The 24,762-nt window shown below is 60.9% G+C and carries 23 protein-coding genes; 17 read left to right on the top strand and 6 right to left on the bottom strand.

Annotated features, from left to right (window positions below):
* Positions 1 to 102: 102 nt before the first annotated feature.
* Complete coding sequence (locus tag J1G34_RS11795) at positions 103 to 537, top strand: MarR family transcriptional regulator (RefSeq protein ID WP_065884521.1); 435 nt, start codon at positions 103 to 105, stop codon at positions 535 to 537.
* 106 nt (positions 538 to 643) lie between these two features.
* Here J1G34_RS11795 and J1G34_RS11790 read toward each other — a convergent pair whose 3' ends face one another.
* Positions 644 to 2,833: a patatin-like phospholipase family protein gene (locus J1G34_RS11790; RefSeq protein ID WP_128876497.1), complete on the bottom strand. Its 2,190-nt coding sequence runs from the start codon at positions 2,831 to 2,833 to the stop codon at positions 644 to 646.
* A gap of 83 nt (positions 2,834 to 2,916) precedes the next feature.
* Between J1G34_RS11790 and J1G34_RS11785 the strand changes: the two genes are divergently transcribed.
* A complete protein-coding gene (locus tag J1G34_RS11785; RefSeq protein WP_065884523.1) occupies positions 2,917 to 3,204 on the top strand; it encodes an Rdx family protein in 288 nt (95 codons plus the stop codon).
* A 2-nt stretch (positions 3,205 to 3,206) separates the two neighbouring features.
* Here J1G34_RS11785 and J1G34_RS11780 read toward each other — a convergent pair whose 3' ends face one another.
* Both J1G34_RS11780 and J1G34_RS11775 read right to left on the bottom strand, forming a co-directional pair.
* A complete protein-coding gene (locus tag J1G34_RS11780; RefSeq protein WP_065893777.1) occupies positions 3,207 to 4,088 on the bottom strand; it encodes a DMT family transporter in 882 nt (293 codons plus the stop codon).
* Between the two features lie 94 nt (positions 4,089 to 4,182).
* The gene (locus tag J1G34_RS11775; protein ID WP_065893776.1) at positions 4,183 to 4,932 is read right to left on the bottom strand and encodes an AraC family transcriptional regulator; all 750 of its coding nucleotides are present in this window, start codon (positions 4,930 to 4,932) and stop codon (positions 4,183 to 4,185) included.
* 137 nt (positions 4,933 to 5,069) lie between these two features.
* Between J1G34_RS11775 and J1G34_RS11770 the strand changes: the two genes are divergently transcribed.
* A complete protein-coding gene (locus J1G34_RS11770; protein WP_065884526.1) occupies positions 5,070 to 5,879 on the top strand; it encodes a UDP-2,3-diacylglucosamine diphosphatase in 810 nt (269 codons plus the stop codon).
* Positions 5,880 to 6,064: 185 nt separating this feature from the next.
* Here the strand turns inward: J1G34_RS11770 and J1G34_RS11765 are convergent, their stop codons facing one another.
* The 3 genes from J1G34_RS11765 to phhA form a co-directional block, all read right to left on the bottom strand.
* Entirely contained in the window at positions 6,065 to 7,258 is a 1,194-nt protein-coding gene (locus J1G34_RS11765) for an amino acid aminotransferase (protein ID WP_222994095.1), read from the bottom strand.
* Entirely contained in the window at positions 7,258 to 7,614 is a 357-nt protein-coding gene (locus J1G34_RS11760) for a 4a-hydroxytetrahydrobiopterin dehydratase (RefSeq protein WP_065884528.1), read from the bottom strand. Before J1G34_RS11760 ends, J1G34_RS11765 begins: the two co-directional genes overlap by 1 nt.
* A 97-nt stretch (positions 7,615 to 7,711) precedes the next feature.
* Positions 7,712 to 8,503, bottom strand: coding sequence for a phenylalanine 4-monooxygenase (phhA, locus tag J1G34_RS11755; RefSeq protein ID WP_065893774.1), 792 nt, complete (start codon positions 8,501 to 8,503; stop codon positions 7,712 to 7,714).
* Between the two features lie 257 nt (positions 8,504 to 8,760).
* Between phhA and J1G34_RS11750 the strand changes: the two genes are divergently transcribed.
* The 14 genes from J1G34_RS11750 to J1G34_RS11685 all read left to right on the top strand — a co-directional run bounded on the left by J1G34_RS11750 (position 8,761) and on the right by J1G34_RS11685 (position 24,706).
* Entirely contained in the window at positions 8,761 to 10,323 is a 1,563-nt protein-coding gene (locus J1G34_RS11750; protein WP_065893773.1) for a sigma-54-dependent transcriptional regulator, read from the top strand.
* A 306-nt stretch (positions 10,324 to 10,629) separates the two neighbouring features.
* Positions 10,630 to 11,370 carry a flagellar basal body rod protein FlgF gene (locus J1G34_RS11745; protein WP_065895912.1) on the top strand — a complete coding sequence of 247 codons (741 nt, stop codon included), beginning with the start codon at positions 10,630 to 10,632 and terminating at the stop codon, positions 11,368 to 11,370.
* A 70-nt stretch (positions 11,371 to 11,440) separates the two neighbouring features.
* The gene (gene flgG, locus J1G34_RS11740) at positions 11,441 to 12,226 is read left to right on the top strand and encodes a flagellar basal-body rod protein FlgG (protein WP_065884532.1); all 786 of its coding nucleotides are present in this window, start codon (positions 11,441 to 11,443) and stop codon (positions 12,224 to 12,226) included.
* Between the two features lie 51 nt (positions 12,227 to 12,277).
* Entirely contained in the window at positions 12,278 to 12,973 is a 696-nt protein-coding gene (flgH, locus tag J1G34_RS11735) for a flagellar basal body L-ring protein FlgH (protein WP_065884533.1), read from the top strand.
* 27 nt (positions 12,974 to 13,000) lie between these two features.
* Positions 13,001 to 14,089: a flagellar basal body P-ring protein FlgI gene (locus J1G34_RS11730; protein WP_163001578.1), complete on the top strand. Its 1,089-nt coding sequence runs from the start codon at positions 13,001 to 13,003 to the stop codon at positions 14,087 to 14,089.
* Positions 14,090 to 14,093: 4 nt separating this feature from the next.
* Positions 14,094 to 15,359, top strand: a complete 1,266-nt coding sequence (gene flgJ / locus J1G34_RS11725; protein WP_065884534.1) for a flagellar assembly peptidoglycan hydrolase FlgJ — start codon at positions 14,094 to 14,096, stop codon at positions 15,357 to 15,359.
* Between the two features lie 10 nt (positions 15,360 to 15,369).
* On the top strand, positions 15,370 to 17,415 hold the full coding sequence (gene flgK, locus J1G34_RS11720; RefSeq protein WP_122464144.1) for a flagellar hook-associated protein FlgK: 2,046 nt from the start codon (positions 15,370 to 15,372) through the stop codon (positions 17,413 to 17,415).
* Between the two features lie 14 nt (positions 17,416 to 17,429).
* A complete protein-coding gene (locus J1G34_RS11715; RefSeq protein ID WP_222994093.1) occupies positions 17,430 to 19,034 on the top strand; it encodes a flagellar hook-associated protein 3 in 1,605 nt (534 codons plus the stop codon).
* Positions 19,035 to 19,310: 276 nt separating this feature from the next.
* The gene (locus J1G34_RS11710; RefSeq protein ID WP_065884537.1) at positions 19,311 to 20,240 is read left to right on the top strand and encodes a ketoacyl-ACP synthase III; all 930 of its coding nucleotides are present in this window, start codon (positions 19,311 to 19,313) and stop codon (positions 20,238 to 20,240) included.
* Positions 20,241 to 20,505: 265 nt separating this feature from the next.
* Complete coding sequence (locus tag J1G34_RS11705) at positions 20,506 to 21,927, top strand: flagellin N-terminal helical domain-containing protein (protein WP_065893770.1); 1,422 nt, start codon at positions 20,506 to 20,508, stop codon at positions 21,925 to 21,927.
* A gap of 77 nt (positions 21,928 to 22,004) precedes the next feature.
* A complete protein-coding gene (locus J1G34_RS11700; RefSeq protein ID WP_065893769.1) occupies positions 22,005 to 22,364 on the top strand; it encodes a flagellar protein FlaG in 360 nt (119 codons plus the stop codon).
* Positions 22,365 to 22,445: 81 nt separating this feature from the next.
* A complete protein-coding gene (fliD, locus tag J1G34_RS11695) occupies positions 22,446 to 23,840 on the top strand; it encodes a flagellar filament capping protein FliD (RefSeq protein ID WP_065893768.1) in 1,395 nt (464 codons plus the stop codon).
* Between the two features lie 138 nt (positions 23,841 to 23,978).
* The gene (gene fliS / locus J1G34_RS11690) at positions 23,979 to 24,383 is read left to right on the top strand and encodes a flagellar export chaperone FliS (protein WP_065884541.1); all 405 of its coding nucleotides are present in this window, start codon (positions 23,979 to 23,981) and stop codon (positions 24,381 to 24,383) included.
* Positions 24,384 to 24,409: 26 nt separating this feature from the next.
* Positions 24,410 to 24,706: a flagellar protein FliT gene (locus tag J1G34_RS11685; RefSeq protein ID WP_065884542.1), complete on the top strand. Its 297-nt coding sequence runs from the start codon at positions 24,410 to 24,412 to the stop codon at positions 24,704 to 24,706.
* Positions 24,707 to 24,762: the final 56 nt, after the last annotated feature.

The raw sequence follows: 24,762 nt of genomic DNA, 5'->3' as shown, positions 1-24,762 counted from the left end.
TAACGAATCAGTACATACCGGGCCTTGCCTCCTGGCATGGCTCATGCTTAGCTGACTAATAATTAGCCACACTTTATTTTCAGTCTAAATCATGAGTTTTTTATGCCGTTAACCGATCAACACCGTTTTGGCATGCAGTTGGCGCAAATGTCCCGAGGTTGGCGCGCCGAGCTGGACCGCCGCTTGGCGGGGCTGGGCTTGTCCCAGGCGCGATGGCTGGTGCTGCTGCACCTGGCGCGTTTTACCGAAGCACCCACCCAGCGTGAACTGGCACAAAGTGTCGGCGTGGAAGGGCCAACCCTGGCGCGTTTGCTCGACAGCCTGGAAGGTCAGGGCCTGGTGCAACGCCAGGCCGTCGTGGAAGACCGCCGCGCCAAACGTATCCTGCTGTGTGACACGGCGCGCCCGCTGATCGACCAGATCGAGACCATCGCCACGGCGTTGCGCCATGAACTGTTCGTGGGGGTGGACGAAGAGGATCTGCGCGTATGCATGCGCGTCCATGGGCACATCCTGGCGAATCTGGAAAAGTCCTGATTCCAGTGAAGATCAAGAATGTGTGAGGGGGGGCAGTTGGAGCATTTTTGACTGATACACCGCCATCGGGGGCAAGCCCCCTCCCACATTTGATTTGCGCAGCGTTCTAGAAGGTCTGGCCGAGGTTCAGGTACACCGCCTTCTGGTTGTCATCATTGAACCCATAGCTGAAATTCAACGGCCCCAGCGGCGTATCAAAGCCGAGGAATATGCTTGCCGCGTTGATGTAGCCGCTGTCGAACGCATTGTCGTTGTTCCACGCCCGGCCCCGTTCCACCGAGGCCCCGAGGTACAGCGGAAAATCCAGCGGCAGGTACGAGCGTGGCGTCAGGCGGCGGTAGTACACCGCGCGCATCAGGCTGATGTTCTGGGCCGAGATCGCATCCTCGCGAAAGCCTGACAATTGTCGCGCGCCGCCCAGCAGGAAGCTGGAAACCACCACGTCCGAATCATCCAGGGTGCGTCCGTAGCGGCCACCGAGGATCAGCGTGTCGGGGCCGTGGCTCATGGCTTTGTCCAGCTTGAACTCCCATTGGCGATAGCGCTGGTCCGAACCCAGCCCGGGCGTGAACTCACGGAAGGCCAGGCCGATGTCTTCGCCGGTGTGCGGGAAGTACACGTTATCGAAAGAATCGAACGAGTATTTCAACTCATAGAAGCCCTCGCTGAAGCTCACGCTCGGCAGGTCGCGATCGCCGATGCGCACGTCCGCCTTGCCCCAGGCTTCTCCCACGCCGAAGCGGATTTCGCCGCTGTTGCCGATCTGCCGCCCGACGTTCAGGCCGAAACCGTAGCGCTCCAGCCGGTATTCAGAAATCGGGTCGTTGTCCAGGGTCAGTTCGACGTTCTGCGCCTGAGCCCTGATATAGGGCGCGACAAAGTAGCGCGAGCCGGTGTCCATCGGTTGATAGAACTCGCTGTACAGCTCCTGGCGGTCACCGATCTGCACCCGCGTGAGCCATTCGGCGCCGAGGCGGTTGATCCCGTTTACTCGGTAGCTGGCGCCAAGGTTGAAGGCGCTGTCGCCGCGCATGTCATCCGACAGGTTCAGCCCCAGGCGCAGGTAGTCGGTGCCGCTGCGTTTGCCGCGCGCGCTGATGACCAGGGTATTGTCCTTGCCCTTTTTCACCACGCGGTATTGCACCTGCTCGAAGTAGTCCAGGCCGTACAGCGTGCCCATGTCCGATTGCAGGCGGCCCAGGTTGAGCGGTTCGCCCAACGTCTGGCGGATGTAGTAGCGGATCACGTCGTCGCTGACCTTGGAGTCGTTTTCCACGTCGATCGCGGTGATGATCGGCGTGCGTTCGCCCGGGGTGCGGGCGGCGGTCAGTTGCGCATCGACCGGCTCAGCGGGGCGCAGGTGTGCCAGGCGCAGGTCGAGGGCGCGGGTGGCGCGGTAGCCGGCATCGATCATGTCCCTGGCGCGTCCGAAGTCCGTCACGCCGTAGGCGGCCAGGGGCGGTTGGATCAAGACGTCCCTGGGGTGCAAGGCCTTGAGTTGTTCCTCGGAATTGCGCCGGGTCATCAGGGTGATGGACTGATTGAGCACATCGACCACGGTCGCCAATTGCTTGCGTGAGCGCAGCGGTGTGCCGATGTCCACCACGATGGCGATGTCCACGCCCATGTCCCGTGCCACGTCCAGGGGAATGTTGTCGGTCATGCCGCCGTCGACCAGCAGCCGCCCATCCAGCTCCACCGGCGCGAACACCGCGGGGATCGACATGCTGGCGCGTATCACCTGGGGCAGGTGGCCCTTGCTGAACACGACTTTTTCGCCGGTGGTGATGTCGGTGGCCACGGCGCGGAACGGAATCGGCAGTTTGTCGAAGTTACGCGTGTTGCTGCTGTGGGCGAACATGCTTTCCAGCAGCAGCGCCAGGTTCTGGCCCTGGATCACCCCCAGCGGCAGGCCGAGGCTGCCGTCGTCGCGGAAGCTGAGTTTCTGCTTGACCAGGAAATCGCGGTCATCCTGCTTGCGCCTGAACGGCACGTCTTCCCGGGGCGGTGCGTCGGACAGGGCCTGTTGCCAGTCGATACTGAGGGCGAGTTTTTCCAGCTCGTCGATCTTGTAGCCCGAGGCGTACAGCCCGCCAATCACCGCGCCCATGCTGGTGCCGGCAATCGCGTCGACCTGGATACCTTGTTCTTCCAGCGCCTTGAGCACGCCGATATGCGCCAGGCCACGGGCGGCGCCGCCGGACAGCACCAGGCCGATTTTCGGGCGCGGGCTTTCAACGGCGTCGGCGAGAAGGGGAAGCAGGCACAGGAACAGGCAGGACAACAAGCGGCGCATCATGAATCTCGAGGCTGGGCGATAAAGGCCGGTATTATAGCCACTCGATCCACTGACGCTGTCACCCAGGAGCCTTTCACGTTATGTCCGCCAGCAAACCCGAGATCGTGATCACCTATTGCACCCAGTGCCAGTGGCTGTTGCGTGCCGCGTGGCTGGCCCAGGAATTGTTGAGTACGTTTGCCGAGGACCTGGGCAGGGTGTCGCTGGAGCCGTCAACCGGCGGCGCGTTTCGTATCACCTGCAACGCTGTACAGATCTGGGAGCGCAAGGCCGATGGCGGTTTTCCGGAAGCCAAGGTGCTCAAGCAGCGTGTGCGCGATCAGATCGACCCGCAGCGCGACCTGGGGCATAACGACCGCACGCAGTGACGTCAGGTCGCCACCGGCTGTTTGGCCTGGCTCGCGCTGCCCATCAGGCCGGACAGCACGATGGCGACGATGATCAACGCGCCACCCAGTAGCATGCGCAGGGTAGGCGTTTCGGCAAACAGCAGCCAGGCCACGGTGATGCCGTAGACCGGTTCCATGGCAAACACCACCGAGGCGGTGCGCGCCTTGATCACGGCCAGGCTGGCGACGAACAGGCTGTGGGCCAGGCCGGTACAGAACACCCCGAGCAGGCCGATCCACAGCCAGTCCAGTGCGCGCACATCCGCCAGCCCCGGCGCCGCCACGGGCAACAGGCAGACCGCGACCACCACGTTCTGGCACAGCGCGGCCTGTACCGCCGGAATGCGTCCGGAGCTGGCGCGGTTGTTCAATGACAACAAGGCGAACAGCAGCCCCGATGCGATGCCCCAGAGCAAGCCGCCCGTGGCGTCGCTGGCCAGGTTGAAGTCCGGGGTCACCAGCACCAGGCCGATGCTGACCAGCGCTACCAGCACCATTTCATTGGCGCGAATCCGCTCGCGGAAGATCAGCCCTTCAAGGATCACCGTAAAGGCCGGGAAGGCGGCGAACCCCAGGGTTGCCACGGCCACCCCGGCGACCTTGACGGCGATGAAGAAGGTCACCCAGTGCGCGGCAAGCAGCACGCCGCTGACCAGCAGGCGGCGCCAGTCGCGCATCTGCAGGTGTTTCCACGGCGCATTGCTGGCAAAGCGCGCGAACACCGCCAGGGCAATCACCGCAAACGCGGCACGCCCGAATACGATGATGGACGGTGAGGCGGCCGCCAGTTTGCCGAACACGCCGGTAAGGCCGAACATCAATGCGCCGATATGCAGGGCGCCGAGGGCTGAGCGGGGAGTCATTACGATGCCTGCCAACGAAAGTGACCACCAGTCTAGAGGTTGGGTGAAAGGGATGTCTGTCGTGCGGCTCGCGATTTTTAGCGCGAAACTCTTCCTATGACGTTCGCCGCATTGTGCCCGGCGAGGCGCCAAACTCGCGCAACATGGCGGCAGCGAAGGCACTTTGCGAGCGGTAGCCCACGCGTGCGGCGATCTCACCCACGGGCAGCGGCGTCTCGCGCAGCAGCGTCAATGCCATTTGCAGGCGCTGGTGGCGCACGTAATCCATGGGGGTCTGCCCGCATTCGAGCATGAAGCGCGCGTGCAGGCGCGCCACCGACAGGCAGGCAATCCGTGCCAGGTCCGCGACATGCAGGGGGTGAGCGGCGTGGCGTTCGATATGCGCGTTGAACGCGGCATAAGGCAGGCGCCGCCCCGGCGGTGGCATCGCCTGCGGATGATTGAGGCTGGCGAGCAGCAGCAGCGCGCCTTGCCGGGCGATCAATGGATCCTGTATCGGGCTGCCGGCCAGCCATTGCACCAACTGGTGCTGGCGCGAATCCAGCGCCAGCCGGGCCGGCCGGTCGAGCAGGCGGCGACTGGCATCGGCGTGGTCACCCAGTGTCTGCAGCAGCCAATGCTCGGTTGGCACATCCAGCACCAGGCAGCGGCTACCGTCGCGGCTGCCGCAGGCGTGGTGAGCGGCAAACGGCAGGATCATCACGCTGCTTTCCTGCACCTGATCAGCGCAGCCATCCACTTCGAAATCCAGGCGCCCGGACAGGCCAAACACCAATTGTGCATGGTCATGGCTGTGGGCGATGGGGGCATCGGTGTACTGGCGAAGCGTAAGACTGGGGCTCATTGCGCTCTCCTGGGCGGCAAGTCCCCAGTCTACATCGCTTAGGGGCGGCCAAGCGTTGTCATCAGACTGACGCGCAGTTGTCATGGGCTATTAACCACCAGGGCGCAAGCTCGCGAAAACAGCGTCGAGGGACCCCCATGACCCGTGCCGAATTCGCCAAACCCAGCCGCAAGCAACGGGTGCGAACCCTGTGGATTTCCGACGTGCATCTGGGCACTCGGGACTGCCAGGCCGAGCATCTATCGCAGTTTCTCAAGGGTTATCACGCCGACAAGGTGTACCTGGTGGGCGACATTATCGATGGTTGGAAAATGCGTGGCGGCATGTATTGGCCCCAGGCTCACACCAATGTGATCCGTCGCCTGCTGACCATGGCCAAGCGCGGCACCGAGGTGATCTATGTCACCGGTAACCATGACGAATTTCTCAGGCGCTATTCCAAGCTGATCCTGGGCAATATCCAACTGGTGGACGAGGCGGTGCATGTCACGGCGGACGGTCGTCATCTGCTGGTGATTCACGGCGATCAGTTCGACGTGATCACCCGTTACCACCGCTGGCTCGCCTTCCTGGGGGACTCGGCCTACGAATTCACCCTGACCCTGAACCGCTGGCTCAATCATTGGCGGGCGCGCTATGGCTACGGTTATTGGTCGCTGTCGGCGTACTTGAAGCACAAGGTGAAAACCGCCGTGAGTTTTATCAGCGATTTCGAAGAGGCCATCGCCCACGAGGTAACCAAGCGTGAGCTGCATGGGGTGGTGTGCGGGCATATCCATCATGCCGAGATCCGCAAGGTGGGCGAGGTGGATTACCTGAACTGCGGGGATTGGGTGGAATCGTGCACGGCGTTGATCGAGCACTGGGATGGGCATATCGAGTTGTATCGGTTGGCGGATGCGCAGGCCAAAGAGGCGCTGCTTAAGGCTGAGATGGTCACAACCTGAAGTCTTGACCGGGTCAAATGTGGGAGGGGGCAAGCCCTGACGCCTGTAGGAGCGAGCTTGCTCGCGAAAAGCGTCAACGATAACGCGTGCTTCCTGAATGAACGCGTTGCCTGTGAGTTTTTCGCGAGCAAGCTCGCTCCTACACATGTTAGGGCAAGGCCCTCCCACATTTGGCCTCGGTTTCGTCAGCTGGAGACGTCGGCGATGGCTAGGGCCAGTAGCGTTAGCCGTGTGGCATCAACCCCGGCCACATTGGCCCGGCCCGAACTGACCATGTACACACTGTGCTTCTCCCGCAGTTGCCTGACCTGCTCGGCACTCAAGCCGGTGTAGGAGAACATCCCGCGCTGGGTGCCGATATGGGCAAACCGCTCGGCCAGGCCGTGGGGCGCCAGCGCTTCCACCAGCCCGGCGCGCAGTTGCGCAATGCGTGAACGCATGGCTTCGACTTCGTCGCTCCACTGCTGCTTGAGCTCGGCGTCGCCAAGGATGGTCGCCACCACAGCTGCACCATGATCCGGCGGCGTCGACCACAGGTTGCGCGCCGTATTGGCGAGCTGGCTGCGCACGTCCGTGAGCTTCTCGGCATCCGCCGCACACACGATCAATGCACCCACGCGGTCGCAATACAAACCGAAGTTCTTCGAGCACGAACTGGTGATCAATACTTCCGGCAGTTCGGCGGCAAACAGGCGCACCGCCCAGGCGTCCTGCTCCAGTCCGTCGCCAAAGCCCTGGTAGGCAAAGTCGATCAGCGGCAGCAATTGGCGCTCGCGCACAATCTGCAGCACCTGGCGCCAGTCATCCCGGGACAGGTCGAACCCGGTCGGGTTGTGGCAGCAGGCGTGCAGCAGCACCACATCGCCCTTGGGCACACTGCTCAGGGTGGCCAGCATCGCCGCCACGTCCAGGCGATTGTCGCTGCCCACGTACGGGTAATGGCTGACCTTGAGCCCGGCCTTGGCGAAAATGGATTCGTGGATCGGCCAGGTCGGATTGCTCAGCCACACGCCACGGCCAGGCAGGCTCTGGGCGATAAAGTCGGCGCTCAGGCGCAGGGCGCCGGTGCCCCCTGGCGTCTGGGTGGCGCCGGCACGGCGTTCGGCGATCAACGCCGAATCGGCGCCCAGCACCAGTTCGCTGATCAGTGCGCCGAAGGCGGCATTGCCGTGCCCACCAATGTAAGTCTTGGTGGCCTGGGTATCGACCAGGCGCTGCTCGGCACGTTTTACCGAGTCCGGGATCGGTGTCAGGCCCTGGTCGTCCTTGTAGACGCCCACGCCAAGGTCGAATTTGTCCGGGTTGGTGTCCTGGGCGAACAGGTCCATCAGCCCGAGAATCGGGTCGCCGGGCACGCGGCCAATCGCATCGAAGTGCATTACTTGCGGCCCTCGGCGCTCTTGGCCACTTCATCGGTACGTGCGGCCATGATGAAGTCGTTGCGGTGCAGGCCCTTGATGGAGTGGCTCCACCAGGTCACGGTGACCTTGCCCCATTCGGTGAGCAGGCCCGGGTGATGGCCTTCGGCTTCGGCGATGTCACCTACGGCGTTGGTGAAGGCCAGGGCGAACTTGAAGTTCTTGAACAGGAAAACCTTTTCCAATTGCATCACGCCGTCGCGCACTTCGATGTTCCAGTCGGGGATCTGTTTGATCAGCACCGGCAGTTCTTCATCGCTGACTTGCGGGGCGTCGGCGCGGCAGGCTTCGCAATGGGCTTGGTTCAAGGTGGTCATGAAGGTGTCCTGAATTCGAATGATTGAAGGTCAGTGGCGCTACCCTAAAGCAACGCGTGGCCGGGGAACAGACTCACTTGGCCTAAAAAGGCACGGCTCAAGCAGCCTTGGGCTTTGGCGGAAATTTCGGTGCGTGCAGGCCCAACTGCATACCACGCTCGACCATGCCCATGATGTCTTCCTGCGCCACGTCGAACAGGCGCTTGAGCTCGGGCAATACGAAGTACAGCGGTTGCAGAATGTCGATGCGATAGGGCGTGCGCATCGCTTCCAGCGGATCGAACGCCTGGCGTTCAGGCTCATCCGACAGGCAATACACACTTTCCTTGGGCGAAGACAGAATGCCGCCACCGTAGATGCGCAGGCCGTCGGGTGTGTTCACCAGGCCGAACTCGATGGTCATCCAGTACAGGCGAGCCAGGTACACCCGTTGCTCCTTGGTGGCTGCCAGGCCGAGCTTGCCGTAGGTGTGGGTGAATTCGGCGAACCATGGGTTGGTCAGCAGCGGGCAGTGGCCGAAGATCTCGTGGAAAATATCCGGCTCTTGCAGGTAGTCCAGTTCTTCGCGGGTACGAATAAAGGTCGCCACCGGAAACTGCTTGCTGGCGAGCAATTCGAAGAAGGTCTGGAAGGGGATCAGCGCCGGCACGCGGGCGACTTGCCAGCCGGTAGTGTCGGCCAACACTTTGTTTATTTCGCCCAGTTGCGGGATGCGATCCAGGGGCAGGCCGAGTTTGTCGATGCCGTCCAGGTATTCCTGGCAGGCACGGCCCTCAATCACTTTCAGCTGGCGCGTGATCAGGGTATTCCACACCGCGTGTTCTTCCGGCGGGTAGTGGATAAAACCTTGCGCATCGGGCTCGCGGGCCACGTAGTGCGTCTGCTTCATACGGCTCTCCTGCTAGGCATTCGTTCTTGTTATGTCCTGCTGTGTCTCTATTGATAACCCGGGCGCGACGGGTTTCCACCGGGTTCAAAAGCCTTTGCGTAGGAAAAGTTACCGCATTTCGTAAACTATTCGTTACGTATCCGGGGCTCGCCGCAGCCATGGGCTGGGAAAACCCCGCGTACTGTCACATAATCTTGACGACTTTATGCGCCCAGCGACAAAAAGGCGCGGCGCCTTACTCACTTTCGGGCCTTTTCATGCGTATCAAAGTGCATTGCCAGAACCGCATCGGCATCCTGCGGGACATCCTCAACCTGCTGGTGGAGTACGGCGTCAACGTGGCCAAGGGCGAGGTCGGCGGCGAGCATGGCAACGCCATCTACCTGTTCTGCCCGAACCTGGTGAACATGCAGTTCCAGGCGTTGCGCCCGCAGTTCGAGGCGATAGCCGGGGTGTTCGGCGTTAAAAGGGTAGGGCTGATGCCCAGCGAGCGTCGGCATATGGAGCTCAATGCGCTGCTGGGGGCCCTCGAGTTTCCGGTGCTGTCCATCGACATGGGCGGCTCGATCGTCGCCGCGAACCGTGCGGCGGCGCAGTTGCTGGGGGTTCGTGTGGACGAAGTGCCGGGCATTCCGCTGTCGCGCTACGCCGAAGACTTCGACTTGCCGGAGCTGGTGCGCGCGAGCAAATCGCGCATCAATGGCCTGCGGGTCAAGGTCAAGGGCGATGTGTTCCTGGCCGATATCGCGCCGCTGCAATCCTCTGAACACGACGACAGCGAAGCCATGGCCGGCGCGGTATTGACCCTGCACCGCGCCGACCGCGTAGGCGAGCGTATCTACAATGTACGCAAGCAGGAACTGCGCGGCTTCGACAGCATTTTTCAAAGCTCCAAAGTCATGGCGGCGGTGGTGCGTGAGGCGCGGCGCATGGCGCCGTTGGATGCGCCTCTATTAATAGAAGGCGAAACCGGTACCGGCAAGGAATTGCTGGCGCGGGCCTGTCACCTGGCGAGTCCGCGTGGCCAGTCGCCCTTGATGGCGCTCAACTGCGCGGGATTGCCGGAGTCGATGGCCGAGACCGAGCTGTTCGGCTACGGCCCCGGCGCGTTCGAAGGTGCGCGCGCCGAAGGCAAGCTTGGGCTGTTGGAATTGACGGCGGGCGGTACGTTGTTTCTCGACGGCGTGGGAGAAATGAGCGCACGCCTGCAGGTGAAGCTGCTGCGCTTTTTGCAGGACGGATGCTTTCGTCGCGTGGGCAGTGATGAAGAGGTGTACCTCGACGTTCGGGTGATCTGTGCGACCCAGGTCGATTTGTCCGAACTGTGCGCACGTGGCGAATTCCGCCAGGACCTCTATCACCGCTTGAACGTGCTTTCGCTGCATATCCCGCCGCTGCGCGAATGCCTTGATGGGCTGGCGCCATTGGTCGAGCATTTTCTCGACCAGGCCAGCCGGCAGATCGGTTGCCCGCTGCCCAAATTGGCGCCTGCCGCGATGGACAAGCTCAGCCACTACCACTGGCCGGGGAATGTGCGCCAGTTGGAAAATGTGCTGTTCCAGGCCGTTTCGTTGTGTGAAGGCGGGACGGTCAAGGTTGAGCATATTCGCCTGCCCGATTACGGCGTGCGCCAGCCGCTTGGCGATTTTTCGCTGGAGGGCGGGTTGGAAGACATCGTCGGGCGGTTTGAAAAGGCCGTGCTCGAAGCGCTGTACGCCGAGCATCCGAGCAGCCGGCAACTGGGCAAGCGCCTGGGGGTTTCCCACACCACAGTCGCCAACAAACTGCGCGACTATGAAATCCTCAAGACCGATAAATAACCAATGTGGGAGGGGCGGTGCGACGATTCGACTTGCCCCCGATGGCAGTTTGTCAGTCAGATTGCTATTGGCTGACACACCGCTATCGGGGGCAAGCCCCCTCCCACATTTAATCTGCGCCGTTGCCGAAAGCGGCAGTAGTCCGCCGTTTTTTCGACTATCCCTCCCTCGCTATTTTCAGACACCTTCGCGCAAACCCCCGCCGTTGCTGGGCTCCGACCTGTTTTCAAAAGTTGGTTCGCAAATTGCTTAAGTCTCCTCAGTACATCGGTGGGCGGCAAGCGTCCGTCAGAAAGAGGATAGAGCGTGGACAAGTACCTTTATGTGGCAATGACCGGCGCCAGCCAGAATGCTCTGGCGCAGAAGGCCCATGCCAACAATCTGGCGAACATTTCCACCAATGGTTTCCAGCGCGACCTGGAGCAGGCGCGGTCGATGCCGGTGTTCGGTGACAGCTTTCCGGCGCGGGCCTTTGCCCTGACCGAGCGGCCGGCCACGGACTTCACCCCCGGCGCGATGATCGAAACCGGGCGTGACCTGGATGTGGCCGTCAACGGCGACGGCTGGATGGCCGTGCAAACGCCCGATGGCGGCGAAGCCTACGTGCGCAGCGCCAGCATGAACGTGGACGCGCTGGGCGTGCTGCGCGCCGGCAACGGCATGCCGATCATGGGCAACGGCGGCCCGATTGCCGTGCCGCCCCAGCAGAAAATCGAAGTGGGTTCGGACGGCACCATCAGCATCCGCTCCATGGGCGAAGGCCCACGGGTAATGGCGGAGGTGGACCGCATCAAGATGGTCCAGCCCGACCTCAAGAACATGACCAAAGGCCTGGACGGCACCATCCACACCATGGATGGCAGGCCGGCCCAGGCTGATGCGAACGTCAAGCTGACCTCGGGCTTCCTCCAGGCGAGCAACGTCAATGCCGTTGAGGAAATGACCGCGGTGCTGGCGCTCTCCAAGCAGTTCGAGCTGCACATCAAGATGATGAACAGCGCTAAAGAAGGCGACCAGGCCATGACACGCGTCATGCAGATGAACTAATCGCCCTGGTCGGCTTTTAAACAAACAACGCAGCACCGCGCCAACAAACAGGCGCACAGAGGAGAACAGCATGCTTCCGGCTCTATGGGTTGCCAAAACAGGTCTGTCCGCCCAGGACACCAACCTGACCACCATTTCCAACAACTTGGCCAACGTGTCGACCACGGGCTTCAAACGCGACCGTGCCGAGTTCCAGGACTTGCTCTATCAGATCAAGAAACAGCCAGGCGCCCAGTCGACCCAGGACAGCCAGCTGCCGTCGGGCCTGCAACTGGGTACCGGTGTGCAGATCGTCGGCACCCAGAAGAATTTCAGCGCCGGTAACCTGCAGCAGACTGGCCAGCCGCTGGACATGGCGATCAACGGCCGTGGTTTCTTCCAGATCCTGCAACCGGATGGGACCACGTCCTACACCCGTGACGGTACCTTCCACCTGGACTCCAACGGCCAGATCGTGACATCCAACGGTTTCGCCCTGCAGCCTGCCGTTGTGGTTCCGGCGGACGCCAAGACCTTCACCGTCGGCAACGACGGCACCGTGTCCATCACCGTGGCCGGTAACCCGGCGTCGCAAGTGATCGGCAACCTGCAAACCGCCGACTTCATCAACCCGGCCGGCCTGCAGGCCATGGGCAACAACCTGTTCCTGGAAACCGCCTCCAGCGGCGCGCCGCAAATCGGCACGCCGGGCCTGAACGGTTTCGGCACCACGCTGCAGAGCACCCTGGAAACGTCCAACGTCAGCACGGTTGAGGAGATGGTCAACATGATCACCACCCAGCGTGCCTACGAGATGAACTCCAAGGTGATCTCCACCGCCGACAAGATGCTTTCGTTCGTCACGCAGAATTTGTAATCAGTCTATAGGGCGCCCTTAAAGCGCCTGTAACACCGTGAGGTTAGGGTCATGAATCGCTTTGTTTCTGTTCTGGCATTGAGTGGGATCGCCGTGCTTGCGGGCTGTGTCGCCCCGTCGCCGAAACCCAATGACCCGTACTACGCGCCGGTGTTGCCGCGCACACCGTTGCCGGCGGCGGCCAACAATGGCTCGATCTACCAGGCCGGTTTCGAGCAGAACCTGTACAGCGACCGCAAGGCGTTCCGGGTCGGGGACATCATCACCATCACCCTGAACGAGCGCACCCAGGCCAGCAAGAATGCCAACTCGCAGATCGGCAAGACCAGCAAAGCCAAACTGGGCCTGACATCGTTGTTCGGCGGCGTGCCCAACACCAATAACCCGTTGGGCAGTGGCGACCTGAGCCTCGACGCCGGTTACAGCGGCGACCGTGCCACCAACGGCAAGAGTGCGGCGGCCCAGGGCAACACCCTGACCGGTTCGATCACCGTGACCGTGGCCGACGTGCTGCCCAACGGCATCATTGCCATACGCGGTGAAAAATGGATGACCCTCAACACCGGCGACGAACTGGTGCGCATTGCCGGCATGGTCCGCGCCGATGACATTGCCACCGACAACACCGTGCCGTCGACGCGGATTGCCGATGCACGCATTACCTACTCGGGTACGGGGTCGTTTGCCGATGCAAGCCAGCCGGGCTGGTTCGACCGTTTCTTCCTTAGCCCGTTGTTCCCTTTCTAGGTGGCCATTTTGAACGTCAAGCAACTGATGGCGGCGGTAGTGTTGCTGTCCCTGAGCGCCGTCGCCCAGGCCGAACGCCTGAAAGACATCGCCAGCATTTCCGGCGTGCGCTCCAACCAGTTGATCGGCTACGGGTTGGTGGTCGGCCTCAGCGGCACGGGTGACCAGACCACCCAGACCCCGTTCACCCTGCAAACCTTCAACAACATGCTGTCGCAGTTCGGTATCAAGGTGCCTGCGGGTTCGGGCAACGTGCAGCTGAAAAACGTCGCGGCGGTGTCGATCAGTGCCGATTTGCCGGCGTTCGCCAAGCCGGGCCAGGTGGTGGACATCACGGTTGCGTCCATCGGTAACTCCAAAAGCCTGCGGGGCGGCACCTTGCTGATGACCCCGCTCAAAGGGATCGACGGCAACGTATACGCCATCGCCCAGGGCAACCTGGTGGTGGGCGGGTTCGACGCCGAAGGCCGCGACGGTTCGAAGATCACCGTCAACGTGCCGTCGGCCGGTCGCATTCCCGGTGGTGCCAGTGTTGAACGCACCGTGCCGAGCGGCTTCAATCAGGGCAACAGCCTGACCCTGAACCTCAACCGTTCCGACTTCACCACCGCCAAGCGTGTGGTCGACAAGATCAACGACATGCTTGGCCCTGGCGTGGCCCAGGCCATCGACGGCGGCTCGATCCGCGTCACCGCGCCGCTGGACCCAAGCCAGCGCGTCGACTACCTGTCGATCCTGGAAAACCTTGAGGTCGACCCGGGCCAGGCCATCGCCAAAGTCATCATCAATTCGCGCACCGGCACCATCGTGATCGGGCAGAACGTCAAGGTCTCGCCGGCGGCGGTGACCCACGGCAGCCTGACCGTGACCATTACCGAAGACCCGATCGTCAGCCAGCCTGGGCCCTTGTCCAACGGCCAGACTGCCGTGGTCCCGCGTTCGCGGGTCAATGCACAGCAGGAAGCCAAGCCAATGTTCAAGTTCGGCCCCGGTACCACCCTGGATGAGATTGTCCGCGCGGTGAACCAGGTCGGCGCCGCCCCCGGCGACTTGATGGCGATCCTCGAAGCCCTGAAACAGGCCGGCGCCCTGCAAGCCGACCTGATTGTGATCTGAGGCCATGGTCATGGATATGCGCAAGAGCGGTCTTATCAGTTCGGCGGACTCGGGGGCTTACTCCGACCTGAACCGGCTGAACCAGCTCAAGGTCGGCGACGGCAAAAACAGCGAAGGCAACATGCGCAAGGTCGCGCAGGAGTTCGAGTCGCTGTTTTTGAACGAAATGCTCAAATCCATGCGTTCGGCCACCGACGCCGTGGGCGAGGACAACCCGCTGAACACGTCGGCGGCCAAGCAGTACCAGGAAATGTATGACCAGCAATTGGCGGTGTCGATGTCCCGCGAAGGCGGAGGTATTGGCCTGGCGGACGTGCTGATGCGCCAGATGCAGAAGAACAAGCCGGTGGACGCCCAGGCGGCCACCTTGCAGGGCCCCGCCACGGCCGAGACGGTGAAGAAGGTCGATGTGCCGACCGAAATTGCCGCCGGCACCCAGGCTGAGGGGCCGTTGGGGCGCTCCAATGGACAGCGTCCGTTGTGGGCTTACCGCGTCGCCGAGCCCAAGGCCGGTGCCGTTGCGTCCCACAGCAACGACATGGAACTGATGAACCAGCGCCGTATCGCCTTGCCAAGCAAACTGACCGACCGCCTGCTGGCGGGCATCGTGCCGAGTACCCAGGTCGAGGCCAAGGTCGCGCCACTGCGCAACAGTGCCGCCGATGACAACGTGATCAACAGCAGCGCGCGCAGCGTTGCCGTACCAAGCGGGAAGATGCAGGTCTACGGCCGCGCCATTGCCCAGCCACCGCTGGCACCGGCGAAGAAGGCCTTCAGCTCGCAGGATGAATTCGTCGCCACCATGCTGCCGATGGCCAAGGCCGCCGCCGCGCGTATCGGTATCGATCCGAAGTACCTGGTGGCCCAGGCCGCCCTGGAAACCGGTTGGGGTAAATCGGTGATGCGCGCCGAAGACGGCAGCAGCAGTCACAACCTGTTCGGCATCAAGGCCGGCCAGAGCTGGCAGGGCGGCCAGGCCCGGGCGATCACCAGCGAGTTTCGCGACGGCGCGATGGTTAAGGAGACGGCGCAGTTCCGCTCCTACAGCTCCTATCAGGACAGCTTCCATGACCTCGTGACGCTGCTGCAAAGCAATGATCGGTATAAAGAAGTTGTGAAATCAGCCGACAACCCGGAACAGTTTGTACGCGAGTTGCAAAAAGCCGGTTATGCAACCGATCCGGCCTACGCCAGCAAGATTTCGCAGATCGCCAAAAACATGAACAGTTACCAGAACTACGCTGCCGCTGGCGCAACCACACATTTATAAGGTCTGAACCATGAGTTTGCTCAGTATCGGGATGTCAGGGCTCAATGCCGCTCAAGGATCGCTGTCGGTCTTGAGTAATAACATCGCCAACGCCAATACCTCGGGTTATTCGCGTCAGCAGACCACGCAGAATGCCAATGCCAATAACCCCTACGGCGGTGTGTACATCGGCAGCGGCACCACCCTGTCGGATGTGCGCCGGGTGTATAACGAGTTCCTCGATGCGGCCTACCAGAACAGCACGGCGCTGAGCAACGACGCCAAGGCGTATGCCGGCCAGGCCAGCGCCATCGATAAGACCTTGTCGGACAAGACCACCGGCATGTCCTCGGTACTCAGTGCGTTCTTCGCCGCTGTGCAGACGTCGGCGGCCACCCCCAGCGATGTGTCCGCCCGGCAAGTGCTGTTGAGCAGCGCCCAGACCCTGAGCAACCGTTTCAATTCGATTTCCAGCCAGTTGAACGAGCAGAAACAGTCGATCAACGGCCAGTTGGGCACGCTGAGCGGCCAGGTCAACCAGTTGACCTCCTCCATTGCTTCGCTGAACAAGCAGATCACCCAGGCCCAGGGCTCCAGCAGCAGCGCCCCGGCCAACCTGCTCGATGCACGCAACGAAGCGGTACGTTCGCTCAATGAACTGGTGGGCGTGACCACCAGTGAAAAGAATGGCGTGTTCAGCGTCAGCACCGGCACCGGCCAATCCCTGGTGCTGGGCGATCAGGCCAATACGATTTCGGCGGTACCCGGCAGCAGCGATCCAAGCCAGTACACCATCGCGCTCAATGCCGGCGGCGGCACGGCGATCGACCTGGGCAACGTGCTCAGCGGCGGCAGCATCGGCGGCCTGCTGCGCTATCGCAGTGACGCATTGATGCCGGCCATCAATGACCTGGGGCGCATCGCCCTGGCGACTGCCGATACCGTCAACAGCCAGTTGGGCCAGGGCCTGGACCTGAACGGCGACTTCGGTTCGTCGCTGTTCAAGGACATCAACAGCGCGGCCGCCATCGCCCAGCGCAGTCAGGGCGCGATGGGCAACAGCAGCGGCTCCGGCAACTTGAACGTGAGCATCAGCGACACCAGCAAGCTGTCGACCTACGACTACAAAGTGACCTTTACCAGCGGCAACAACTACAACGTCGTGCGTTCCGACGGCAAGGCCATGGGCGCGTTCGACACCAACACCGCGCCGCCTCCGGTGATCGACGGTTTCACGCTGGCCCTGGATGGCAAGGGGCCGATAGCGGCGGGGGACAGTTTCAAGGTCAGCCCCACCGCCAGTGGCGCGGCAAACATCGGCACCGCGCTGACCGACGCCAACAAAATCGCGTTCGCCGGGCCGTTGCTGGGCGAGGGCAGCAAGACCAATCAAGGCACCGGCAGCTTTACTCCGCCGACGCTGACCCTGCCGATCGATATTCACGGTGGCGCCGACACGGCGCAACTGCGTACCGGCATCGAACATTCGATGCCGGTAAAGATGGTGTTCGGCAAGCCTGCGGCTGACGGCACTCAGAGCTACACGCTCAGCAATGCCCAGGGCAATCCGATCGGCACTGGCACCATCGTGCCCGGCCAAAGCAACAAGATCACCGTCGACGTACCGATGCGCGATGCCAACGGCGCACTGCTGGTGCCGGCCAAGAGCTTCAAGTTCGATACCACCGTTGGCGGTTTGCCCGCCGCCGGCGACAGCACCACGTTTTCCTTCAACGCCTCGGGCAAGTCCGATAACCGCAACGCCCAGGCGCTGCTCGACCTGCAAACCAAGCCGACGCTCGGCTTGTCCGATGGCAGTGGCGGCGGCGTGAGCCTGGTGGCGGCCAACAGCCGCCTGGTCTCCACCGTCGGCGCCAAGGCCGCCTCCGCCATCACCGACACCACCGCCACCGGCGCATTGCTCAAGGCCAACCAGGATGCGCGCAACTCGGTGTCCCAGGTCAACCTGGATGAAGAGGCGGGCGATATGATCAAGTTCCAGCAGTACTACACCGCGTCGTCGCAGATCATCAAGGCTGCGCAAGAAACCTTCAGCACGCTGATCAATAGTCTTTAAGGGAGTCTGGGACGATGCGTATTTCCACTGCTCAATATTTCGAAACCAGCTCGGCCAAGTATTCGGATAATTATTCCAGTGTGGTGAAGGCTCAGGATCAGGCGTCCACCGGCGTGCGCGTGCAGACCGCGTCCGATGACCCGGTCGCTGCGGCGCGTTTGCTGATGCTGCAGCAGCAGAAAGACATGTTGGGCCAGTTCAACGGCAACATCACCAGCTTGAAGAACTCGCTGACCAACGAAGAAAGCGTGCTGGGCTCGATCACCGACGCGCTGCAGAAAGCCAGTGAGCTGGCGTTGCGTGCGGGCGGCTCGCTGAGCGATGCCGATCGCAAGTCGATTGCCGGGGAAATCGGCGCGATAGAGGATCAGGTGCTGGGCTTGCTCAACAGCAAGGACGCAGCGGGCAGCTATCTGTTTTCCGGGTCCAAGACGGCGACCCCACCGTATAGCCGCAACAGCGATGGTTCCTATAGTTACCAGGGCGACGAGACCCCGCTCAGCCTGCAGGTGTCGGACACGCTGAAGATCCAGGCGGGCGATACCGGCAAGAGCATCATGGGGGGAGCGGCGAATTCGGGACGCACCCAGTCTACCTGGATAGCACCTGCGATCGTTCCGCCTGCGACGGCGCCGGTGCCGAACGACAATAAAGTCGCGTTGTCGGCAGGCCTGGTGACATCGGGCACTGACTACACCAAGCAATTTGCCGACGGCCAGCCTTACACGTTGACCTTTACCAGCAGCACCCAATACAAGATCTCCGACAAGAGCGGTAACGACATCACGTCGCAAATTCCGGGTAACGGTACTTTCGACTCCACCAAGGAAGGCGGTTCCAGCGTGAACCTGCGCGGCGTGAAGTTCGATATCACCCTGGACCTCAAGGATATCGCGCCGGGCCCGAACGCGGATGCTCTGGTCAAGGATCGTTCTTTCAGTCTGGCCGCCAAGCCGGACACCTTCAGTGTGTCCCGTACCCCAAGCAACCCGTCCACTGCGCAGTTGACCAATGCCTCGGTGTCCAATCAGGCGGCGTATGCCAGCACATTCCCGGCGAACAGCGGTGCGGTGGTCAAATTCACCTCCGGTACTGCGTACGAGGTGTATGCCCAGCCCTACACGGTTGACAGTAAAGCCATTGCCACAGGTGACACGGGCGGCGGCACCACGGTCACGGCTGCCGGGGTGACCTTTGATGTCAGCGGTACGCCCCAAAATGGGGACCAGTTCGCAGTCGCTGCAACGACACAGAAGACTCAGAATGCGTTGGATAGCCTCAGCCAGCTGCGCCATGCCCTGGAGCAACCGGCCGACGGTAATCCAGCGGCGATGGTCAAGCTCAAGGATGTACTGGATGCTTCCATCGCCAACTTTGGCAATACCCGTACACAGGTCGACAACGTACGCGGATCGATTGGTGCGCGGCAGAACGCACTGGACATTCAGACCAGCGAGAACACCAGCATCGGCCTGGCTAACACCAGCACCATGAGTGATCTGGGCAATATCGATACGGCTCAAGCCGCAATCAACCTGACCTTGCAGCAAACCATGCTGCAAGCCTCCCAGCTGGCTTTCGTGAAAATCTCGCAGTTGAGTCTCTTCAGCAAGATGTAAGTGGCGCTGCGTCAAGCGGCCCGCCCTGGAAACAGGGCGGGCCGTTGTCGTTTTTGGGGCTTAATTGTTTGGAAGTTTTGCACAAAGCGCACAAAATTGAGTGACCTGTGAGTCATAAAGCGCATCTTCACTGTATCGTGTGAAAAGGATAAGTCGTCACAGGGTCCTTGCGAGGCGGCTTTCAGCGAATTTTTTTGGGGTTATCCCCTTTTTTTGTCAGCACTTCGGGCGCAGGCCCTGGGGTGTTCTCCAGCTATTTTGTATTGGGAAGCCACAATGATTGGCATTAAAAGCATCGCCAGTTACGTGCCGGCGGACGGTATCGATAACTACGCCCAGGGTGCCAAATTCGCCAAGGATGAGGAATTCATCATTGGCAAGATCGGCTCGGCGTTCCTGCCGCGCAAGGATGCCGCGCAGGAAACCTCCGATCTGTGTGTCGAAGCGGTCAACGCGTTGTTTGCCGGCAACCCGGACTTGAAGCGCGAGTCCATCGACGCGGTGATTGTCGTCACCCAGAACGGCGATGAAGAAGGGCTGCCCCACACCGCAGCCATCGTCCAGGACAAACTGGGCCTGCCGACCCACGTGGCCGCGTTCGATATCTCCCTGGGCTGCTCCGGCTATGTCTACGGCATCTATGCGATGAAGGGCTTCATGGAAGCCACCGGCCTGAAAAACGGCCTGCTGATCACTGCCGACCCGTATTCGAAAATCGTCGACCCGGAGGACCGCAACACCACCATGCTGTTCGGCGACGCCGCCACCGCCACCTGGATGGGCGAAGACCCGCAGTGGTTGCTCGGCAAATCCAAGTTCGGCACCGACGGTTCCGGCGCGCCGCACCTGAAGGTCAGTGACGGCGTGTTCTTCATGAATGGCCGCCAGGTGTTCAACTTCGCCTTGCTCAAGGTGCCGGCGCATTTGCACGAGTTGCTCGATGAGTCAGACCTCAAGGCCGATGACATCGATGCGTTCTGCATTCACCAGGGCAGTGCCGCCATTGTTGACGCGGTGGCGCGCCGTTTTGAAGATGCGCCGGTGGACAAGTTCATCAAGGACATGGTCGAGACCGGCAATACCGTATCGTCGAGCATTCCCTTGCTGCTGGAAAAACATGTGATGAATGCCGCCTGGCAGCGTGTGGCAATCAGCGGTTTTGGTGTAGGCCTGTCCTGGGGCTCGGCGATTCTGTATCGCCCATGACCCTTTGAGGGGCGCGTAAAAAAAACGTCGATGATCGAAAGATCATCGGCGTTTTTTATTTGGCGCCAGAAAAGCCAACAAAACCGGGGTTTTCAATAGCAGTAACTGCTTGAATTGCAAGGGCTGGCACAGGGCTAGTAAAAAAAATCAAAAAAAACCTCAAGCAACCGGCTACCACGACGATAACTATTACGTAGGTTCTCAGGCCACACCAGGCGGTTGCCAGGGCCGGAAGCCGCAGTATCCATCCATCGAGGATTTCGTCATGGCTTTAACAGTAAACACCAACATTGCTTCCATCACTACCCAGAACGGCCTTGCTAAAGCTGCCAGCTCGCTGCAAACCTCCATGCAGCGTCTGTCCACTGGCCTGAGCATCAACAGCGCTAAAGACAACGCCTCGGGCCTGCAGATTTCCAACCGCCTGACCAGCCAAATCAACGGCCTGGGCCAAGCTGTAAAGAACGCCAACGATGGTATCTCCATCGCGCAGACCGCTGAAGGCGCAATGCAGGCTTCGACCGACATTCTGCAAAAAATGCGTACCCTGGCGCTGTCCTCGGCTACCGGCTCCCTGAGCGACGCTGACCGTACTTCCAACCAGGAAGAATACCAGGCGCTGACTTCGGAACTGACCCGTATCTCGGAAACCACCACTTTCGGTGGCCAGAAGCTGCTCGACGGTTCGTACGGCACCAAAGCCATCCAGGTAGGCGCCAACGCCAACGAAACCATCAACCTGTCCCTGGACAACGTTGCTGCCAACAACATCGGTTCGCAGCAGATCAAGAGCGTCGGCGTTGCACCTAGCACCTCAGGTGTTGCAGGTGGCGTGATCGGCCTGACCGGTAATGGCCAGACCGCCAGTGTCACTGTTCTTCAAGGCGCATCGGCCAAAACCATCGCCAGCCAACTGAACGGCGCTGTAGGTGGCCTGAGCGCTACGGCCAGCACTGAAGCTCAATTCACCGTCGGTGCTGCCGCCAAGACCACGCCTGCTACCTTCACCATGACTGTTGGCGGCCAAGCCACCACCTTCACCGGTGTAACCGATACCGCCAGCCTGGCTGACCAACTGAAATCCAACTCCGCCAAGCTGGGCATCAGCGTCAACTACGACCAATCCAAGGGCACCCTGTCGGTCAAGTCCGATTCCGGTGAGAACCTGAACTTCAGTGCCTCCACTGCCGCCGGTTCGATCACTGTTGCCACCAAAGACGGTGCTGGTGCCTACGGTACCGCCGTCGCGCTGGCCGACGGCCTGATCGCTACCGGTGCAGTGAACCTGGACTCGTCCAAAGGCTACGCGATGAACGGTGCCGGTGTAACCGGTCTGTTCGCCGCAACAGGTACTGCCGCAGCTTCCACCAAGACCACGGTTGCACAGACCGACGTCAGCAGCGCTTTCAACGCACAAGCGGCCATCGCGGTACTGGACAAGGCTATCGGCGGCATCGACAGCACACGTTCGGGCCTGGGTGCTGTTCAGAACCGTCTGACGACTACTGTGGACAACCTGACCAACATTCAGAAAAACTCCACCGCTGCACGTTCTACCGTTCAAGACACCGACTTCGCTGCTGAAACAGCTCAGTTGACCAAGCAACAAACCCTGCAGTCGGCTGCTACCGCGATTCTGTCGCAGGCCAACCAACTGCCATCCGCTGTACTGAAGCTGCTTCAGTAATAGCGTCGCTTGGTAATTGACGGAAGGGCGCGTTTACGTGCCCTTTCGTCTTTTTCGGTTTGTAGAGGAGATTGGACATGGACATGAGTGTAAAGCTGGCCTCGTCTTATCCACCGGTAGCCCCTCAAGGCTCGGCCCCTGCGGTGGTTGCGGACAAAGACAACGCCAAGGTCGAGGCAATCGCGCCGGCCGCGCCGGTCGCCGGTGAGCCGAAACGGGCTGACCTGGAAAAGGCAGTCACCGATATTCGAGAATTCGTACAAGCGGCCCAGCGCAAACTGGATTTTTCCATTGATGATTCCACCCATCGGGTCGTGGTCAAGGTCATCGCCACTGAAAGTGGCGAGGTGATCCGCCAGATTCCGTCGGAAACGGCCTTGAAGCTTGCACAGAGCCTGGCTACCGCCAGTCATGTGCTGTTCGATGAAAAGGTCTGAACTGGCATGAAACTTGTTGCGTTGCTTTCTTGAAGTGCGGTTCGTCAAGAAAACGCCAACAGCCGTATTAGGAGAAAGACGATGGCGAGTACAACGGTAAACGGTGTGGGTTCGGGTATCGACATCCAGGGCATCGTCAAAGCCCTGGTCGACGCCGATCGGGCGCCGAAGCAGACCCAGATCAACACCCAGTCACAGAAAGCGACTACCCAGTTGTCGTCGATCGGCAAGATCCAGTCGGCATTGAGCGCCTTCCGTGGCGCCATCAAGAGCATGACCGACGACAATAGCTTCAGTGGTCTGACCGGCACTTCGTCAAATGAAAAGGTCGCGACCATGACCACCGCTCAGGGCGCTGCCAACGGCAGTTTCAACCTGGTGGTCAATAAACTCGCCCAGCCTTCCAAACTGTCCACGGCCACCCTGGCCGGCGGCGCTTCGACAGTGGTCAACAAGGGCACTGCCGCCACCACCCTGACCATCTCCCAGTCGGGCAAGAAGTTCGACCTGAGCGTGCCGCCGGGCGCAACCCTGCAACAGGTACGTGACTCGATCAACACCCAGTTCGGCACCGTCGGGCTCAGTGCCAACATCGTCACCGACTCCACCGGTTCGCGCATGGTGTTGACATCCACCACGGGCGGCGTCGGCTCGGACCTGACATTGTCGGGCAACTCGGGTATCGATACCGGCTACAACGTGATCGATACGCCGCAGAACGCCGAGTACACCATCGATAACGTGGCGTATACGTCCAAGACCAACAACATCTCGGACGCGGTGAGTGGGGTCAGCATCAAGCTGCTGTCGGTTTCACCGCCCGTGGATACCAAGGACCCGAACGGGCCGAAGGTCACCACGACGATTTCGGTGACTACCAGCACCGCCGCCCTCAAGTCCGGGGTCAAAGGCTTTGTCGACAGCTATAACGCGTTGCTCAAGGCAATGAATGCCGAAACCAAGGTGACCAAGGACGCGGCGGGTAACTCGGTATCGGCGACCTTGACCGGTGACGCCAACATGCGCTCGCTGCAAAGCGCCTTGCGCGCCGAGTTCAACGCGTTGTCCGGGACCGGCACCATCAAGTCCCTGGCACAATTTGGTATCGGTACCGACTCCGGTACCGGTCTGTTGACCATGGACGACAAAACCTTCGACAAGGTAGCGCTCACCAACTCCGCAGATATCAGCAGTATGTTCAGCGGCAAGACCGGGTTGCTGGCACGCATGACCAATGCCACTGAAGGTTATGCCAAGGCGACCACCGGTATCTTCGCGACGCGCACGACCGCGCTCTCCGATAACCTCAAGACCTTGAGCAAGGACCAGGCGGAACTTGACGCGCATGTGGCGGATCTGCAGGCCAGCCTGATACGTAAATACGCGGCGATGGATTCGCTGGTCGCCCAGTTACGCCAGCAAAGTAACAACATCATGGGCACGCTCAACGCGCTGAACAACCAGAAAAATAATTGATGTTGATGCATGAAAAAGCCCGGGCTGCCTGCCGGGCTTCGTTTTTTTGGGGACCATCGGGGTTAAAGTTTTCTGCGATCCCGTCGACATATTGGTTACTGAAATCCTTTTCGCTGTCGCCTGTTACGAGGTAGAACCATGAATCCCATGAGAGCCCTTCGCCAATACCAGAAGGTCAATTCCCATGCCCAGATCTCCGAAGCCAGCCCGCATCGTCTGGTGCAGATGCTCATGGAGGGCGGCCTCGACCGCATGGCACAGGCCAAGGGCGCATTGGCTCGTGGGGACATCGCTCAAAAAGGCCTGATGCTCGGTAAGGCCATCGACATCATCATCGGCCTGCGTGATGGTCTGGATGCGCAGAAGAGTGAAGATCCGGCTTACGTCCAGCAATTGGAAAGTCTGTACGCCTACATGACCAACCGTTTGATGGAGGCCAATCTGCACAACGATGCCGACATGATCGACGAAGTCGCTCGTCTGCTGATCACCGTCAAAGAAGGCTGGGATGCCATCGCCGCACCCCAGGGCGCCGCACAGTAAGGCCACTGGGCCTTGAGGAATACGTCATGAGCCACGCATTGCAACGCATCGATGAAACCCGTGAAGCCCTGGTTGACGCCCTCGCTGCGCGCAACTGGGACGCCATCGGCGAACTGGACCTGGGCTGTCGCAACGTGATTGATGACGTGCTCAGCCAGGCACCGGTGGACGAGGATGCGCTGCGCGAAAAGCTGGAGAGCCTGCTGGCGGTTTACCAGCAGTTGCTTGAGGTGACGACCGGCGAGCGCCAGGCGATTTTCGAAGAGATGTCGCAGATCAACCAAGCTAAAAATGCGTCAAAGGTTTACCATCTGTTCGGCTGATAGAAGCTCAGTTGGTCCGAACGGTGCGTCATATATTTGACTGTGCCAGCATTTTT

The sequence above is a fragment of the Pseudomonas sp. Wu6 genome, from assembly GCF_019891515.1.
Taxonomy (GTDB): domain Bacteria; phylum Pseudomonadota; class Gammaproteobacteria; order Pseudomonadales; family Pseudomonadaceae; genus Aquipseudomonas; species Aquipseudomonas orientalis_A.
The sequence above is the reverse complement of the archived record's forward strand: the minus strand, read 5'-3'. Positions and strand labels throughout refer to the sequence as shown.

Bases quoted from the DNA above. Each gene is read 5' to 3' on its own strand.
- J1G34_RS11795 (WP_065884521.1), top strand. From the start codon at position 103: ATGCCGTTAACCGATCAACACCGTTTTGGCATGCAGTTGGCGCAAATG.
- J1G34_RS11790 (WP_128876497.1), bottom strand. From the start codon at position 2,833: ATGCGCCGCTTGTTGTCCTGCCTGTTCCTGTGCCTGCTTCCCCTTCTC.
- J1G34_RS11785 (WP_065884523.1), top strand. From the start codon at position 2,917: ATGTCCGCCAGCAAACCCGAGATCGTGATCACCTATTGCACCCAGTGC.
- J1G34_RS11780 (WP_065893777.1), bottom strand. From the start codon at position 4,088: ATGACTCCCCGCTCAGCCCTCGGCGCCCTGCATATCGGCGCATTGATG.
- J1G34_RS11775 (WP_065893776.1), bottom strand. From the start codon at position 4,932: ATGAGCCCCAGTCTTACGCTTCGCCAGTACACCGATGCCCCCATCGCC.
- J1G34_RS11770 (WP_065884526.1), top strand. From the start codon at position 5,070: ATGACCCGTGCCGAATTCGCCAAACCCAGCCGCAAGCAACGGGTGCGA.
- J1G34_RS11765 (WP_222994095.1), bottom strand. From the start codon at position 7,258: ATGCACTTCGATGCGATTGGCCGCGTGCCCGGCGACCCGATTCTCGGG.
- J1G34_RS11760 (WP_065884528.1), bottom strand. From the start codon at position 7,614: ATGACCACCTTGAACCAAGCCCATTGCGAAGCCTGCCGCGCCGACGCC.
- phhA (WP_065893774.1), bottom strand. From the start codon at position 8,503: ATGAAGCAGACGCACTACGTGGCCCGCGAGCCCGATGCGCAAGGTTTT.
- J1G34_RS11750 (WP_065893773.1), top strand. From the start codon at position 8,761: ATGCGTATCAAAGTGCATTGCCAGAACCGCATCGGCATCCTGCGGGAC.
- flgG (WP_065884532.1), top strand. From the start codon at position 11,441: ATGCTTCCGGCTCTATGGGTTGCCAAAACAGGTCTGTCCGCCCAGGAC.
- flgH (WP_065884533.1), top strand. From the start codon at position 12,278: ATGAATCGCTTTGTTTCTGTTCTGGCATTGAGTGGGATCGCCGTGCTT.
- J1G34_RS11730 (WP_163001578.1), top strand. From the start codon at position 13,001: ATGGCGGCGGTAGTGTTGCTGTCCCTGAGCGCCGTCGCCCAGGCCGAA.
- flgJ (WP_065884534.1), top strand. From the start codon at position 14,094: ATGGTCATGGATATGCGCAAGAGCGGTCTTATCAGTTCGGCGGACTCG.
- flgK (WP_122464144.1), top strand. From the start codon at position 15,370: ATGAGTTTGCTCAGTATCGGGATGTCAGGGCTCAATGCCGCTCAAGGA.
- J1G34_RS11715 (WP_222994093.1), top strand. From the start codon at position 17,430: ATGCGTATTTCCACTGCTCAATATTTCGAAACCAGCTCGGCCAAGTAT.
- J1G34_RS11710 (WP_065884537.1), top strand. From the start codon at position 19,311: ATGATTGGCATTAAAAGCATCGCCAGTTACGTGCCGGCGGACGGTATC.
- J1G34_RS11705 (WP_065893770.1), top strand. From the start codon at position 20,506: ATGGCTTTAACAGTAAACACCAACATTGCTTCCATCACTACCCAGAAC.
- J1G34_RS11700 (WP_065893769.1), top strand. From the start codon at position 22,005: ATGGACATGAGTGTAAAGCTGGCCTCGTCTTATCCACCGGTAGCCCCT.
- fliD (WP_065893768.1), top strand. From the start codon at position 22,446: ATGGCGAGTACAACGGTAAACGGTGTGGGTTCGGGTATCGACATCCAG.
- fliS (WP_065884541.1), top strand. From the start codon at position 23,979: ATGAATCCCATGAGAGCCCTTCGCCAATACCAGAAGGTCAATTCCCAT.
- J1G34_RS11685 (WP_065884542.1), top strand. From the start codon at position 24,410: ATGAGCCACGCATTGCAACGCATCGATGAAACCCGTGAAGCCCTGGTT.